Source organism: Streptomyces sp. NPDC006193, assembly GCF_040613915.1.
Taxonomy (GTDB): Bacteria; Actinomycetota; Actinomycetes; order Streptomycetales; family Streptomycetaceae; genus Streptomyces.
The window spans coordinates 329,783-344,746 of sequence record NZ_JBEXTB010000004.1; the positions used below are offsets into that span (position 1 = coordinate 329,783).

Below are 14,964 nucleotides of genomic sequence, written 5' to 3' on the forward strand. Positions count from 1 at the left end.
CATGGGGGCCGGGCCGTGCAGCAGGGCCGCGCCGCGGGTCAGGACCAGCGGCCGGTGCGGCCCAGCAGGAGGGCAGCGGCGGCGGTGCCGGCGGTGGAGGTGCGCAGCACGGTGGGCCCGAGGACGTACGGCCTGGCGCCCGCCTCCTCGAACAGCGCCAGCTCGTCGCGCGAGACGCCGCCCTCGGGGCCGACGACCAGCACGATCTCGCCGTCGGCGGGGAGTTCGGCGGTGGCCAGGGGCTCGCTGCCGCGCTCGAAGTCGGAGTGGAGCACCGCGGCGAGGTCTGCCCGGGCGAGCAGTGCGGCGACCTGCTTGGTCGTCGCCGCGTCCGCGACCTCGGGGAAGCGGACCCGGCGGGACTGCTTGCCTGCCTCGCGGGCGGTGGCCCGCCACTTGCCGAGCGCCTTCAGGCCGCGGTCGCCCTTCCACTGGGTGATGCACCGGGCGGCCTGCCAGGGCACGATGGCGTCGACCCCGACCTCGGTCATGGTCTCCACGGCGAGTTCGCCGCGGTCCCCCTTGGGCAGGGCCTGGACGACGGTGATGCGGGGGCGGGGCGCCGGCTCCTGCATCACCGAGGACATGTGGACGATCAGCCGGTCCTTGCCCTCGGCGCCGATCACCTCGCACACCGCGTACCGGCCGGCGCCGTCGGTCAGGACGACCTCCTCGCCGGGCTGGAGCCGTTTCACGGAGACCGCGTGGCGGCCCTCGGGGCCGTCCAGGACGTAGCGGTGGCCGTCGGAGTCGAAGTGCCCGACGACGAAGACGGGGGCCGTCACGCGAGGTCACCCCCGTCCGCCGACGCCGTGCGCGCCTGGGCCAGTTCGGCCGCCAGCACCTGCACCAGCTCCCCGGCCGGCAGCGCCCGGGCCAGCCGGTGCCCCTGGCCCGCCCACAGCGCCATGCCCTGCGCGTCCCCGGCCTTGGCGGCGGCCTTGCGCAGCGGCGAGGTCATGTGGTGGACGTCGGGGTAGGCGGCCGGGGCGTACCGGCCGTGCTCGCGCAGGAAGCGGTTGACCAGGCCGCGGGCCGGGCGGCCGGTGAAGGCGCGGGTCAGCTCGGTGCGCGCGAACAGCGGGCTGGTGAGCGCCTGTTTGTGCAGGGCGTGGGCGCCGGACTCGGGGGTGGCGAGGAACGCCGTGCCGAGCTGGGCCGCGCTCGCGCCGGCCGCGAGGACGGCGGCGATCTGGCTGCCGCGCATGATGCCGCCGGCGGCCACGATCGGGATGCTCACCGCCTCCCGTATCTGCGCGACCAGCGACAGCAGTCCGATGCCGGAGCCGTCGTTCTCCGCAAGGTCCCGGTGCGTGCCCTGGTGACCGCCGGCCTCCACGCCCTGTGCGATCACCGCGTCCGCGCCGGCCCGCTCGACCGCGAGGGCCTCCTCGGCGGTGGTGGCGGTGACCAGGGTGAAGGTGCCGGCCCGGCGGAACCTGTCGAGCACCTCGCGGGCCGGCACGCCGAAGTGGAAGGAGACCACCGGCACCGGGTTGTCCAGCAGCACCGCGAGCTTCGCGTCGTAGCCGTCGTCGCGGCCGCTGTCCGGGTCGCCCAGTTCCGTCTCGTACCAGGCGGCCTCGCCGGCCAGCTGGTGCGCGTACACCTCCACCGCGCCGGACTCGGCGTACTCGGGCTGCGGCATGAACACGTTCACGCCGAAGGGGCGGGAGGTGAGCCCCCGCAGCTGCTTGATCTCCTGGTACATGCCGTCGGCGGTCTTGTGCCCGGCGGCGAGGAATCCGAGGCCGCCGGCCTCGCAGACGGCGGCGGCGAGCTGCGGGACGGAGACGCCGCCCGCCATGGGGGCCTGCACGATCGGGTGGGGAGCAAGACCGGTCAGCGCGGAGGACATGACGGCATGGTGTCACGTCCCCCGAACAAGTCCGAATCCGGGCTTCCCACGGCATAGGCCCATGGCATACAAGGCGCCGCGGTGCCCGGCACCCCCCGTTCACCCGCCCGCCGGAGGCGTCCCCCGGCCGCGGGAGCGAGCCCCGCGGCCCGGCCGACCCGCCCGGGGAGCGGCACCCGGAACGCCCGGTCGCCGCTCCGGCCGGCGTCAGCGCCCGTTGAACGCGTCCTTCAACCGCGAGAACAGGCCCTGCTGCCCCGGCTGGAACTGCCCCTGGGGGCGCTCCTCGCCGCGCAGCTTGGCCAGCTCGCGCAGCAGGCGCTCCTGCTCGGGGTCGAGCTTGGTCGGGGTGGTGACCTCCACGTGGACGATGAGGTCGCCCCGGCCGCCGCCGCGCAGGTGCGTGACGCCCCGGTTGTGCAGCGGGATCGACTGGCCGGACTGGGTGCCCGGCCGGATGTCGACCTCCTCCAGGCCGTCCAGGGTCTCCAGCGGCACCTTGGTGCCGAGGGCCGCCGCCGTCATCGGGATCGTGACGGTGCAGTGCAGGTCGTCGCCGCGCCGCTGGAACGTGGGGTGCGGCAGCTCGTGGATCTCGACGTACAGGTCGCCGGCCGGGCCGCCGCCGGGGCCGACCTCGCCCTCCCCGGCGAGCTGGATCCGGGTGCCGTTGTCGACACCGGCCGGGATCTTCACGGTCAGCGTCCGCCGGGAGCGGACGCGGCCGTCGCCGGCGCACTCCGGGCACGGGGTCGGCACCACCGTGCCGAAGCCCTGGCACTGCGGGCAGGGCCGGGAGGTCATGACCTGGCCCAGGAAGGACCGGGTCACCTGCGAGACCTCGCCCCGGCCGCGGCACATGTCACAGGTCTGCGCGGACGTGCCGGGGGCCGCGCCCTCGCCGTTGCAGGTGGTGCAGACGACGGCCGTGTCGACCTGGATGTCCTTGGTCGTCCCGAAGGCCGCCTCGTCCAGCTCGACCTCGATCCGGATCATCGCGTCCTGGCCGCGGCGGGTGCGCGAGCGGGGCCCGCGCTGCGACGCCGTGCCGAAGAACGCGTCCATGATGTCGGAGAAGTTGCCGAAGCCGCCGGCGCCGAAGCCGCCCGCCCCGGCCCCGCCCGACTGGGACAGCGGGTCGCCGCCGAGGTCGTAGACCTGCTTCTTCTGCGGGTCCGAGAGCACCTCGTAAGCGGCGTTGATCTCCTTGAACCGCTCCTGGGTCTTCGGATCCGGATTGACGTCCGGGTGCAGCTCGCGCGCGAGCCGGCGGAACGCCTTCTTGATCTCATCCTGCGACGCGTCGCGGCGCACGCCGAGAACGGCGTAGTAGTCCGTGGCCACTTACGACTCCGCCAGGATCTGTCCGACGTACCGTGCCACTGCGCGTACCGCTCCCATCGTTCCCGGGTAGTCCATGCGGGTCGGTCCGACCACGCCGAGCTTGGCAACCGCCTCGCCGCCCGAACCGTAGCCCACCGACACCACGGACGTGGAGTTGAGTCCTTCGTGGGCGTTCTCGTGGCCGATGCGCACGGTCACGCCCGGATCCTTCGCCTCGCCGAGGAGCTTGAGGAGCACGACCTGCTCCTCCAGTGCCTCCAGGACGGGCCGGATCGTGAGGGGGAAGTCGTGTCCGAAGCGGGTCAGATTGGCGGTGCCGCCGATCATCAGCCGCTCCTCGTTCTCCTCGACGAGTGTCTCCAGAAGGGTGGAGAGCACCGTGGAGACCGTACCGCGATCTTCGGGTTCGAACGCCTCCGGCAGGTCCTCGACCAGCTTCGGCACGTCCGTGAAACGCCGTCCGGCGACCCGGCTGTTGAGCCGCGCCCGCAGATCCGCCAGCGAGGCCTCGCCGAATGGCGCCGGACAGTCGACCATCCGCTGCTCGACCCGGCCGGTGTCCGTGATCAGCACGAGCATCACGCGCGCGGGGGCGAGCGAGAGCAGCTCCACGTGCCGGACCGTGGACCGCGTCAGGGACGGGTACTGCACGACGGCGACCTGCCGGGTCAGCTGCGCCAGCAGCCGCACCGTCCGCGCGACGACGTCGTCGAGGTCGACGGCGCCCTCCAGGAAGTTCTGGATCGCCCGCCGCTCCGGCGCGCTCATCGGCTTCACGCCGGCGAGCTTGTCCACGAACAGCCGGTAGCCCTTGTCGGTGGGGATGCGCCCCGCGCTGGTGTGCGGCTGGGCGATGTACCCCTCCTCCTCCAGGGCCGCCATGTCGTTGCGGACGGTGGCCGGGGAGACGCCGAGGTTGTGCCGCTCGGTGAGCGCCTTGGAACCCACCGGCTCCTCGGTGCCGACGTAGTCCTGGACGATCGCGCGCAGCACCTGAAGCCTGCGTTCACTCAGCATCCGCGCGCACCTCCAGCACGTCGTCCCCGATCCGTCGGGGTCCCTCGGGTCTCCGTCCCCCTGGCACTCTTGCCATGCGAGTGCCAGCGTTCCCCGGCCCAGTGTACGGCTGTCCGGTACACCCGGGGCAAGGTCGGGCCCCGCGCACCGGATCGCAGCGCTAGCGTCGCCGTTATGACCGTGACTTGGGAAGAGCTGGGCTGGGAACGGCTGGCCGCCGGGGTGGGGCGGTGCCGGCTGCCCGGCTGGGACTGCACCGCGGGCCTGGTGCTGGGCGCGGGCGCGGCGCTGATGGTGGACGCGGGGTCCGGACTGGCCGAGGGGGCGCGGCTGCGCGCCCAGGCCGAGGAGCTGTCCGGCGGCCGTGTGACCCATCTCGCGCTCACCCACCCGCACTTCGACCACGTCCTGGGCGCCCCGGCGTTCGCCGGCGCCGAGGTGTACGGGGCGGTGGGCCTGGACGCCGCCCTCTCCCGCGGGCGCGAGGAGCTGCGTCTGGACGCGGTCGGCAACGGCCTGCCGGCGGCGGACGCGGACGAGGCGGTGGACGCGCTGGCCCCGCCCGGGCACCTGGTCTCCGGCGAGTGGACGCTGGACCTCGGGGGCGGCCGGCAGGCGCTGCTGGCCGACGTGGGACCGGGCCACACGGCCCACGACCTGGCGGTGCTGGTCGCCGGGTCGCCGAAGGTCGTGTTCTGCGGCGACCTGGTCGAGGAGTCCGGGGAACCGCAGGCGGGCCCGGACGCCGTGCCGTCCCGCTGGCCGGACGCGCTGGACCGGCTGCTGGCGCTCGGCGGCGAGGACGCGCTGTACGTGCCCGGTCACGGCGCGGTCGTGGACGCGGCCTTCGTCCGGCGCCAACGGGACGCCCTGGCAACGCGCTTCGGCGTGTCGTGAGCACCGGCGCACGGCTTCTCCTATCGTCATCCGAATGCGCCAGTACTCCGCCGACCTGACCCCTCCGTGGAAGAAGCCGAAGCCCGTCCCCGAGGTGCCGGCCGAGCCCGGCCTGGTGGTGGAGGAGCCCGGCACCGGGTTCTGCGGCGCGGTGATCGGCTGCGAGGCGGGCACGGTGACGCTGGAGGACCGCTTCGGCAAGCACCGGGTGTTCCCGCTGCGGCCGGGAGGCTTCCTGCTGGAGGGCCGCGCGGTGACGCTGGTCCGGCCGCCGTCGGGTCCGGCGCGGCCCGCCCGCACGGCGTCCGGCTCGGTCGCGGTGCCGAACGCCCGCGCGCGGGTGGCGCGCGCCGGCCGCATCTACGTCGAGGGCCGGCACGACGCCGAACTGGTCGAGAAGGTCTGGGGCGACGACCTGCGCGTCGAGGGTGTGGTGGTGGAGTACCTGGAGGGCGTGGACGACCTCCCGGGCATCGTCGCCGAGTTCGCGCCGGGGCCGGACGCCCGGCTCGGGGTGCTGGTGGACCACCTGCTGCCGGGCACCAAGGAGTGGCGGATCGCGCAGTCGGTGACCAGCGACCACGCCCTCGTCGTCGGCCACCCGTACATCGACGTCTGGCAGGCGGTGAAGCCCTCGTCCCTGGGCATCGGGGCGTGGCCCGCGGTGCCGCGGGGGCAGGACTGGAAGACGGGGGTGTGCCGGGCGCTGGGCTGGCCGGAGAACACGGGGGCGGCCTGGCAGCGGATCCTGTCGCGGGTGCGGTCCTACAAGGACCTGGAGCCGGAGCTGCTGGGGCGGGTGGAGGAGCTGATCGACTTCGTGACAGCGTGACCCCTGCGGGGGGCTGGGGGCTCGTCCCACCGGCTGCGGGTCGCCTGTCCGGCTTGCCGGCCGGTGGGGGCTTCTCGCGCAGTTCCCCGCGCCCCTAGGTCGGCTGCCGGGCCGTCGGCTGCCATGTGTGGGAGGCACAGTGCGCCGCGGGTCGCCGTTCGACTTACCGGCCGGTGGGGGTTGGTCGCGCAGTTCCCCGCGCCCCTGGGTCGGCTGCCGGGCCGTCGGCTGCCATGTTCCGCCGCCTCAGTGGTGGGACGGCCGGGGACGCGGGTCACGGAACCACCGGCAGGCGGGAGACGCGCCGCGCCGCGGGTCGCCGTTCGGGGGCCGGCCGGTGGGGGCCGGTCGCGCAGTTTGCTGCGTTCCTGGGGCGGGTGCGGGGCCGTCGGCTGTCATGTTGCGCCGCCCGGCGGTGGGGCGCGGGGTCTCAGTCGACCAGGTCTCTGACCACCGCGTCCGCCAGCAGCCGTCCGCGGAGGGTCAGCACGGCGCGCCCGTCCTCGTAGGGTCCGTGCTGCAGGAGTCCGTCCGCCAGGGCCCGCCGGGAGGCCGCGCGGCCCTCCTCCCTGAGCAGCGACAGCGGCACGCCGTCCCGCAGCCTGAGCTCCAGCATGATCCGCTCCACCCGCCGGTCCTCGTCGGTCAGCAGCTCCCGGCCCGCCCCCGGGGAGCGGCCCGCGGCGAGGGCCGCCGCGTACGCGCCCGGGTGCTTCACGTTCCACCAGCGGACGCCTCCGACGTGGCTGTGCGCGCCGGGTCCCGCGCCCCACCAGTCGGCGCCCCGCCAGTACAGCTCGTTGTGCAGGCAGCGGGCCGCCTCGGAGGTGGCCCAGTTGGAGACCTCGTACCAGGCGAAGCCCGCCTCGGACAGCCTCTCCTCGGCGATCAGGTAGCGGTCGGCGTGGACGTCGTCGTCGGTCATCGGGACCTCGCCGCGGCGGATGCGGCGGGCCAGCCCGGTGCCCTCCTCGACGATCAGCGCGTAGGCGCTGACGTGGTCCGGTCCGGCGCCGACGGCCGCGTCCAGGGACGCCCGCCAGTCGTCGTCGCTCTCCCCCGGCGTGCCGTAGATCAGATCCAGGTTGACGTGCTCGAAGCCGGCCGCCCGCGCCTGGGCCACGCAGGCCTCGGGGCGGCCGGGGGTGTGGGTGCGGTCCAGGATCTTCAGCACGTGCGGCCTGGCGCTCTGCATGCCGAACGAGATCCGGTTGAAGCCGCCCTCCCGGAGGGCGGTGAGGTACGCCGGGTCGACCGTCTCCGGATTCGCCTCCGTGGTGATCTCCGCGTCCGGCGCGAGGCCGAACTCCTCGCGGATCGCCCGCAGCATCCGCACCAGGTCCCCGGCGGCCAGCAGCGTCGGCGTGCCGCCGCCGACGAAGACCGTGCGGACCTCGCGCGGGTCGTCGCCCAGCACCTTCCGCGCCAGCCGGACCTCGTCCGCCAGGATGTCCGCGTAGGCGTCACGGGAGGCGAGCACACCGCCCGAGCCGCGCAGCTCGGTCGCGGTGTAGGTGTTGAAGTCGCAGTAGCCGCAGCGGGTCGCGCAGTAGGGGACGTGGAGGTAGAAACCGAGCGGGCGGTCGCCGGCCCCGGCGAGCGCGTGCGCGGGCAGCGCGCCGTCGGCGGGGACGGGCTCGCCGTCGGGGAGTGCGGAAGGCATGCCCCCATTGTCCCGTACCGCGCCGGGCCGCCCCGCGCGGGCGCGTCACTCCGCCTGGAGCACCAGCAGCGCCAGGTCGTCCTCGGGCGGGCCGTCGCCGAAGTCGTGGACCAGGCGGCGGATCCGTTCCGCGATCGGCTCGGCGCCGAGTCCGGCGCACCCGGCCAGGGCGCGGGCGAGCCCGTCGCCGTCGTCGAACTGGCGGGAGCCGGAGCGCCGCTCGGTGACCCCGTCGGTGACGCACAGCAGGCTGTCGCCGGGCCGCAGCTCCAGCGTCTCGCTGGTGTAGGTCTCGTCCTCCACGACGCCGAGGAGGGTCTGCGGGCGGGCGGCGGTGCGCACGCCGCCGTCGGGGCCGAGGACCAGCGGCAGCGGGTGGCCGGCGCAGGCCAGGGTGCAGCGGACCCCGCCGTCGTGGGGGGTGAGTTCGCCGTAGAGCAGGGACAGGAAGCGGGTCTGCGGGCCGTCCCCGGAGGCCGGGGGACGGCCGCCGGCGGCGACCAGGGCGCGGGCGGCGGCGTCCGCGGCCTCGGTGGCGTCGCCCAGCAGCAGCTGGTTGAGGCGGTCCAGGACGTCGGCGACGCCGTACCCCTCGCGGGCCAGGAGGCGGAGCCAGGGGCGGGCGAGGCCGATCACCACGGCCGCTTCCGGGCCCTTGCCCTGGACGTCGCCGACGGCGAAGCACCAGCGGCCGTCGCCCGCCGGGAACAGGTCGTAGAAGTCGCCGCTCGGGCCGCCCCGGTCGCAGGGCTCGTGGACGAGCGCGCTGCGCATGCCGGGGATCTCGGCGACCGCGCCGGGCAGCAGGCCGCGCTGCAGGACGGCGCTGATGGTGGCCTGGCGGGCGTACCGGCGGGCCGCGCCGATGGCCAGGGCGACCCGGCGGCCGAGGTCCTCCACCAGCCCGGTGATCTCGTCGGGGAAGCCCATGGGTCCCGACCGGCCGACGACCAGCGTGCCGAGCGGCCGGCCGCCCGCGATCAGCCGGTACGACAGCGCCGTGCCGTGGGCGTCCTGCGGGCCGAGCGCCCGGCCGGGCCAGGGGTAGGGCTCGGGGCCGGAGCGCAGCCCGTGCCGCGGGCACGGCGGCTCCTTCTCCAGGGCGCACCGCAGTTCCTCGGTCCGGGCCTCGCCGGCGTGCCACACCCGGGCGGGTCCGCCCGCGGCGCCGCCGCGCACGGATGCCTCGTCCTCCAGCCACACCGCGCACCAGTCGGCGAGCCGGGGCACGATCAGCTGGCCGGTGAGCGCGGCGACCAGGTTCTCGTCCAGCTGTCCGGCGAGCAGGTCGGAGGCCTCGGCGAGGAAGGACAGCGCACCCCGGCCGAGCCAGTCCCGGTCGCCGTCGGCGCGGGGCGGCTGCGGGGCGAGTTCCTCGGCGACCTCCAGGGCGGGGCCGGGGGCGGGTCCGTCGGGGGCGTCGCTGCCGCCGGGGGGCAGCCGGGCCCACACGGTCTTGGCGCCGGTGCGGTAGGTGACGCCCCAGGACTCGGCGAGCGTGGTGACCAGGCGCAGTCCGCGCCCGTGCTCGGGGACGTCGTACGGCGCCTCGCCGGCGTGCGGGTCGCGGGGGGCGCGGGAGGGGTGCCGGTCGCGGACCTCCACGAGGAACGCGCCGGTCTCCTCCAGCAGCCAGTCGATCTCCACGTCCGTGCCGGCGTGCACGACGGCGTTGGTGACCAGCTCGCTGACCACGGCCAGGGCGTCGTCGGCGAGCCGGGCCGGGACGCCGGGCGCCTCGGCCAGCGCGGCGCGCAGCAGCGCGCGAGCCGAGCCCGGCGCGAGGGGGCTGCCGGGCAGCGTGGCCCGGCCCCGCCGCTCACCGGGCGGGGCGTCCGTGTCCCGCTGCGTCGGGATGGCCGCCATGTCCATGCGGCCAAGGGTGACAGACGGGACAGGGGCGACGACGCATAGTCACCGAAGTGGCCAGTCGTGGCCGAAAAGCGTGCTGTCGCCGCGTCGAAGACGAAACGTTTCGAGCGCGGACGGACATCCGGGCGGTGCGGGAGGGCGGTGCGGGGGGGGCGCCGCCGGGAGGCGGCACGAGGAGGCACGGCGGGGAGGACGGCACGGGGAGGGCGGCGCGGGTACGCCCCGGTCAGCCGCCGCCGCCCGGGGCGTCCGGCCTCCGGCGGGCCCGCGCTACGCCTCCCTCGTCCCGGCGTACATCTCGTCGATCAGGTGCTTGTACTCCCGCTCCACGACGGTCCGCTTCAGCTTCAGGCTCGGCGTGATCTCGCCGTGCTCCACGTCGAGGTCCCGCGGCAGCAGCCGGTACTTCTTGATGGTCTGCCAGCGCTGGAGCCCGGCGTTGAGCTGCCGGACGTACCCGTCGACCATCTCGACCGTCTGCGGAGCGGCCACGATCTCGGCGTACGGCCTGCCCGCCAGGCCGTTGTCCTCGGCCCACTCCCGGATCGCGAGCTCGTCCAGGGCGATGAGGGCGGTGCAGTAGTTCCGGTCGGCGCCGTGCACGAGGATGTTGGAGACGTACGGGCAGACGGCCTTGAACCGGCCCTCGATCTCGGCCGGGGCGACGTACTTGCCGCCGGAGGTCTTGATGAGGTCCTTCTTGCGGTCGGTGATGCGCAGATAGCCGTCGGGCGACAGCTCGCCGATGTCGCCGGTGTGGAACCAGCCGTCGGGCTCCAGCACCTCGGCGGTCTTCTCGGGCAGCCCGTGGTAGCCCTCCATGACGCCGGGGCCGCGCAGCAGGATCTCGCCGTCGTCGGCGATGCGGACCTCGGTGCCGGGCAGCGGCTTGCCGACCGTGCCGGTGCGGTAGGCCTCGCCCGGGTTGACGAAGGAGGCGGCGGAGGTCTCGGTCAGGCCGTAGCCCTCCAGGATGTGGATGCCGGCGCCGGCGAAGAAGTAGCCGATCTCGGGCGACAGCGCGGAGGCGCCGGAGACGCAGGCGCGCAGCCGGCCGCCGAAGGCCGCACGGAGCTTGGCGTAGACGAGGGCGTCGGCGACCTTGTGCCGGGCGGCGAGAGCGAAGGGCGCCGAGGCGGTGCCGGTGCGGCGGAAGTTGTCCTGGGTGACCTTGGCGTACTCGCGGGCGACCTCGGCGGCCCACTGGAAGATCCGGTACTTGGCCGCGCCGCCCTCGCGGGCCTTGGCGGCGACGCCGTTGTAGACCTTCTCGAAGATGCGCGGCACGGCGGCCATGTAGGTCGGCTGCACCACCGGGAGATTTTCGATGATCTTGTCGACGCGGCCGTCGACGGCGGTGACGTGCCCGATCTCGATCTGGCCGGAGGTGAGCACCTTGCCGAAGACGTGCGCGAGCGGCAGCCACAGGTACTGCACGTCCTCGGCGCCGATCAGCCCGGTCGCGGCGATCGCCTTCGCCATGTACGCCCAGTTGCCGTGCGGCAGGCGCACGCCCTTGGGGCGGCCGGTGGTGCCGGAGGTGTAGATGAGGGTGGCGAGCTGGTCCGCGGTGATCGCGCCGACCCGCTCCTTGATCAGCTGCGGGTGCTTCTCCAAGTGGGCGGCGCCGCGCTCCTCCAGCTCGGCGAGGGTGATGACCCAGTCGTCCGTCTCGACGCCGGCCGGGTCGACGACCACCACCTTGACCAGGTCGGGCAGCCCGGCGCGCTTCTCCACGGCCTTGGCGACCTGGGCCGCGTCTTCGGCGATCAGCACCCGGCTCCCGGAGTCGGACAGGATGAACGCGGACTCGTCGGCGTCGGTCTGCGGGTAGACGGTGGTCGTCGCACCGCCGGCGCACAGGATGCCGAGGTCGGCGAGGATCCACTCGACACGGGTGGAGGAGGCGAGCGCCACCCGCTGCTCGGGCTCGAGCCCCAGCTCGATGAGCCCGGCCGCGATCGCGTACACCCGGTCGGCCGCCTGGGACCAGCTCAGCGACTTCCAGTCGTCGGGGCCCTGACCGGAGGCCGCGGGGACCGGGTAGCGGTAGGCCTCGGCGTCCGGGGTGGCCGCCACGCGCTCCAGGAAGAGGGCCGCCACGGAGGGCGGACGGTTCTCGATCAGGGTCTGTGTGTCGCTCACGACATCCTCCGGGGCCCGCGAAGCGCGGCGGTGCTCGGTGCGGCTGGTCAACTCACCGTGGGGTTCGGGACTGTTGTTTAACTCACGAGTAACTATCGGGCAGGCATCAGGGTAAGGCGCGACCGCCCGCCGCGTAAGGGGCTACGGCCTGTCACTTTCCACCGAGAGCGACGTTACGCACGCGTAGGGGCCCGCCGCGGTTTCCCACGGCGGGCCCCTCGTGCCCGATTCGACGGCGTAACCCGCTGTTACCTCTGGTTACTTCTTGCCCTTGGCCGACCCCGCGCCGTCATCGCTGGAGAGCACCGCGATGAAGGCCTCCTGCGGAACCTCCACGGAACCCACCATCTTCATCCGCTTCTTGCCTTCCTTCTGCTTCTCCAGCAGCTTCCGCTTGCGGGAGATGTCACCGCCGTAGCACTTGGCGAGGACGTCCTTGCGGATGGCGCGGATGGTCTCGCGGGCGATCACCCGGGAGCCGATGGCGGCCTGCACCGGCACCTCGAAGTTCTGCCGCGGGATCAGCTCCTTGAGCTTGGCGACGAGCCGTACGCCGTACGCGTACGCCTGGTCCTTGTGGGTGATCGCCGAGAAGGCGTCCACCTTGTCGCCGTGCAGCAGGATGTCGACCTTGACGAGGCTGGAGGACTGCTCGCCCGTGGGCTCGTAGTCCAGGGAGGCGTAACCGCGGGTCTTGGACTTCAGCTGGTCGAAGAAGTCGAAGACGATCTCCGCGAGCGGCAGGGTGTAGCGGATCTCGACCCGGTCCTCGGAGAGGTAGTCCATGCCGAGCAGGGTGCCGCGCCGGGTCTGGCACAGCTCCATGATCGCGCCGATGAACTCCGTGGGCGCCAGGATCGTGGCCCGCACGACCGGCTCGTACACCTCGGCGATCTTGCCTTCGGGGAACTCGCTCGGGTTGGTGACCGTGATCTCGCTGCCGTCCTCCATGATCACGCGGTAGACCACGTTCGGGGCGGTGGCGATCAGGTCGAGGCCGAACTCGCGCTCCAGCCGCTCCCGGATCACGTCCAGGTGCAGCAGGCCCAGGAAGCCGACGCGGAAACCGAAGCCGAGGGCGGCGGAGGTCTCCGGCTCGTAGACGAGGGCCGCGTCGTTGAGCTGCAGCTTGTCCAGGGCCTCGCGCAGCTCCGGGTAGTCCGAGCCGTCCAGCGGGTACAGGCCCGAGAACACCATCGGCTTCGGGTCCTTGTAACCGCCGAGCGCCTCGGTGGCGCCCTTGTGCTGGCTGGTGACGGTGTCGCCGACCTTGGACTGGCGGACGTCCTTCACACCGGTGATGAGGTAGCCCACCTCGCCGACGCCGAGGCCGTCGGCCGGGAGCATCTCGGGCGAGTTGGTGCCGATCTCCAGCAGCTCGTGGGTGGCGCCGGTGGACATCATCCGGATGCGCTCGCGCTTGTTGAGCTGTCCGTCGATGACACGGACGTACGTGACGACACCGCGGTAGGAGTCGTACACCGAGTCGAAGATCATCGCGCGGGCGGGCGCGTCGGCGACCCCGACCGGCGCCGGGATCTCCTTGACCACCTTGTTCAGCAGCGCGTCCACGCCGAGGCCGGTCTTCGCGGAGACCTTGAGCACGTCCTCCGGGTCGCAGCCGACCAGGTTCGCCAGTTCCTCGGCGAACTTCTCCGGCTGCGCGGCCGGCAGGTCGATCTTGTTCAGCACCGGGATGATCGTGAGGTCGTTCTCCATCGCCAGGTAGAGGTTGGCGAGGGTCTGCGCCTCGATGCCCTGGGCGGCGTCGACGAGGAGGATGGTCCCCTCGCAGGCGGCCAGCGACCGCGAGACCTCGTAGGTGAAGTCGACGTGCCCCGGGGTGTCGATCATGTTGAGGATGTGGGTCGTGCCCTGGTCCGGGCCCTCGGTCGGGGCCCAGGGCAGCCGCACCGCCTGGGACTTGATCGTGATGCCGCGCTCGCGCTCGATGTCCATCCGGTCGAGGTACTGAGCACGCATCTGCCGCTGCTCGACCACACCGGTCAGCTGGAGCATCCGGTCGGCGAGAGTGGACTTGCCGTGGTCGATGTGCGCGATGATGCAGAAGTTGCGGATCAGAGCCGGGTCGGTACGGCTCGGCTCGGGCACATGGTTAGGGGTCGCGGGCACGCAGGGTCCTGTCTCTTGAGGCGCCTTATGCCTCGGGTCGGATCGATACGTAGTCTCCATGGTCCCACGGGCAGGGACCGGGGGCCGTTTTGGGCCGTCCGGAGGGCCACTGGTACTGTAGATGGCTGTGCCTCCTGCCCTCTCGGCGCGAGGCACGGCACATCACTCGGATCACCGGTACGGGACCCGTGCGGCCCCGCACCAGAACCTGAAAAGGCTCCTTCGTGGCGAACATCAAGTCCCAGATCAAGCGGATCAAGACCAACGAGAAGGCGCGGCTGCGCAACAAGGCCGTCAAGTCCTCCCTGAAGACCGCGATCCGCAAGGCCCGCGAGGCCGCTGCCGCGGGTGACGTCGAGAAGGCCACCGAGCTGCAGCGCGCTGCCGCGCGTGCGCTCGACAAGGCCGTCTCGAAGGGCGTCATCCACAAGAACCAGGCCGCCAACAAGAAGTCGGCCCTGGCTCAGAAGGTCGCCTCCCTCAAGGGCTGAGTCGGCTGAGCCCCTGCGGGCTCGACCACTGACTTGAACCGCCGGAAGGACCCAGAGCGGGCCCTCTCTCTTCCGCTCCCGACCGGCACCCCGCGCCTTGTCCGCGGCCTGCGTTCGCCACGCGGGGACAAGGCCACCCGCTTCATCCGTGGGCCCCGGCGTCCCGCTCTTCCCCAGAGCGGGACGGCGGGGCCCTCGGCGTTCGTCCCGGCCGCGGCCGCGGCGTGCGCCGGGACGGCCTGACACGCCCCGCCCGCGTCCGGCCCGGCGGCGGGACACGGCCGCACGGTCCGGCTCATCCCTCTCCGCACGCCCACGTGCCCTGCGGTGCGCACCGAGAGCCCTCGCGACTCCCCACGCGCCTCGGGGTGTCACCGAGCCGTCGTGCCGACATGCCCCGCGGACGGTGCACGGCCCTGCGCGTCCCCTGCCTTGCGTGCTCTCACCCCGGCCCACCGAGCCGACGGACCCTGCCTCCTGAGCACCGCCCTGCCTGCTGAGCACCGGCCCACCGAGCCCATGGGCCCTGCTTCCTGAGCACCGGCGTGCCTGCTGAGCACCGGCCCTTCGAGCCCACGCGGGCCGCGGATGCGCACCGGCCCACCGAGCCGACGGACCCTGCCTGCTGAGCACCGGCCCACCGAGCCCATGGGCCCTGCTTCCTGAGCACCGGCGTGCCTGCTGAGCACCGGCCCTTCGAGCCCACGCGGGC

Annotated in this window: 11 protein-coding genes; 3 read left to right on the forward strand and 8 right to left on the reverse strand. The window is 73.5% G+C overall.

The features are described 5' to 3' along the window. Nucleotides 1-38: 38 nt before the first annotated feature. The 4 genes from ABZ261_RS06900 to hrcA all read right to left on the reverse strand — a co-directional run bounded on the left by ABZ261_RS06900 (nt 39) and on the right by hrcA (nt 4,219). The gene (locus ABZ261_RS06900) at nt 39-785 is read right to left on the reverse strand and encodes a 16S rRNA (uracil(1498)-N(3))-methyltransferase (RefSeq protein ID WP_356856069.1); all 747 of its coding nucleotides are present in this window, start codon (nt 783-785) and stop codon (nt 39-41) included. Then, on the reverse strand, nt 782-1,858 hold the full coding sequence (locus ABZ261_RS06905) for a nitronate monooxygenase (RefSeq protein ID WP_356856071.1): 1,077 nt from the start codon (nt 1,856-1,858) through the stop codon (nt 782-784). Before ABZ261_RS06905 ends, ABZ261_RS06900 begins: the two co-directional genes overlap by 4 nt. Nucleotides 1,859-2,065: 207 nt before the next feature. After that, complete coding sequence (dnaJ, locus tag ABZ261_RS06910) at nt 2,066-3,202, reverse strand: molecular chaperone DnaJ (RefSeq protein WP_356856072.1); 1,137 nt, start codon at nt 3,200-3,202, stop codon at nt 2,066-2,068. Continuing rightward, nucleotides 3,203-4,219 carry a heat-inducible transcriptional repressor HrcA gene (gene hrcA / locus ABZ261_RS06915; protein WP_356856074.1) on the reverse strand — a complete coding sequence of 339 codons (1,017 nt, stop codon included), beginning with the start codon at nt 4,217-4,219 and terminating at the stop codon, nt 3,203-3,205. Nucleotides 4,220-4,393: 174 nt separating this feature from the next. Between hrcA and ABZ261_RS06920 the strand changes: the two genes are divergently transcribed. Together ABZ261_RS06920 and ABZ261_RS06925 are read left to right on the forward strand one after the other, a co-directional pair. Continuing rightward, the gene (locus ABZ261_RS06920) at nt 4,394-5,116 is read left to right on the forward strand and encodes an MBL fold metallo-hydrolase (RefSeq protein ID WP_356856076.1); all 723 of its coding nucleotides are present in this window, start codon (nt 4,394-4,396) and stop codon (nt 5,114-5,116) included. A 34-nt stretch (nt 5,117-5,150) separates the two neighbouring features. Continuing rightward, nucleotides 5,151-5,948: a DUF3097 domain-containing protein gene (locus ABZ261_RS06925; RefSeq protein WP_356856078.1), complete on the forward strand. Its 798-nt coding sequence runs from the start codon at nt 5,151-5,153 to the stop codon at nt 5,946-5,948. A 430-nt stretch (nt 5,949-6,378) separates the two neighbouring features. On the opposite strand, the gene hemW is transcribed toward ABZ261_RS06925, so the two are convergent. The 4 genes from hemW to lepA all read right to left on the reverse strand — a co-directional run bounded on the left by hemW (nt 6,379) and on the right by lepA (nt 13,761). Then, on the reverse strand, nt 6,379-7,611 hold the full coding sequence (gene hemW, locus ABZ261_RS06930; RefSeq protein ID WP_356856080.1) for a radical SAM family heme chaperone HemW: 1,233 nt from the start codon (nt 7,609-7,611) through the stop codon (nt 6,379-6,381). 45 nt (nt 7,612-7,656) lie between these two features. Further along, entirely contained in the window at nt 7,657-9,477 is a 1,821-nt protein-coding gene (locus ABZ261_RS06935; RefSeq protein ID WP_356856162.1) for a SpoIIE family protein phosphatase, read from the reverse strand. 276 nt (nt 9,478-9,753) lie between these two features. Continuing rightward, entirely contained in the window at nt 9,754-11,628 is a 1,875-nt protein-coding gene (locus ABZ261_RS06940) for an AMP-dependent synthetase/ligase (protein WP_356856082.1), read from the reverse strand. Between the two features lie 258 nt (nt 11,629-11,886). Beyond that, the gene (gene lepA / locus ABZ261_RS06945) at nt 11,887-13,761 is read right to left on the reverse strand and encodes a translation elongation factor 4 (RefSeq protein ID WP_356856084.1); all 1,875 of its coding nucleotides are present in this window, start codon (nt 13,759-13,761) and stop codon (nt 11,887-11,889) included. A gap of 224 nt (nt 13,762-13,985) precedes the next feature. On the opposite strand from lepA, the gene rpsT reads away from it, so the two are divergent. Beyond that, a complete protein-coding gene (gene rpsT, locus ABZ261_RS06950; RefSeq protein WP_356856086.1) occupies nt 13,986-14,252 on the forward strand; it encodes a 30S ribosomal protein S20 in 267 nt (88 codons plus the stop codon). Nucleotides 14,253-14,964 lie beyond the last annotated feature (712 nt).

Bases quoted from the DNA above. Each gene is read 5' to 3' on its own strand.
- ABZ261_RS06905 (WP_356856071.1), bottom strand. From the start codon at position 1,858: ATGTCCTCCGCGCTGACCGGTCTTGCTCCCCACCCGATCGTGCAGGCC.
- hrcA (WP_356856074.1), bottom strand. From the start codon at position 4,219: ATGCTGAGTGAACGCAGGCTTCAGGTGCTGCGCGCGATCGTCCAGGAC.
- ABZ261_RS06920 (WP_356856076.1), top strand. From the start codon at position 4,394: ATGACCGTGACTTGGGAAGAGCTGGGCTGGGAACGGCTGGCCGCCGGG.
- ABZ261_RS06925 (WP_356856078.1), top strand. From the start codon at position 5,151: ATGCGCCAGTACTCCGCCGACCTGACCCCTCCGTGGAAGAAGCCGAAG.
- hemW (WP_356856080.1), bottom strand. From the start codon at position 7,611: ATGCCTTCCGCACTCCCCGACGGCGAGCCCGTCCCCGCCGACGGCGCG.
- ABZ261_RS06935 (WP_356856162.1), bottom strand. From the start codon at position 9,477: ATGGCGGCCATCCCGACGCAGCGGGACACGGACGCCCCGCCCGGTGAG.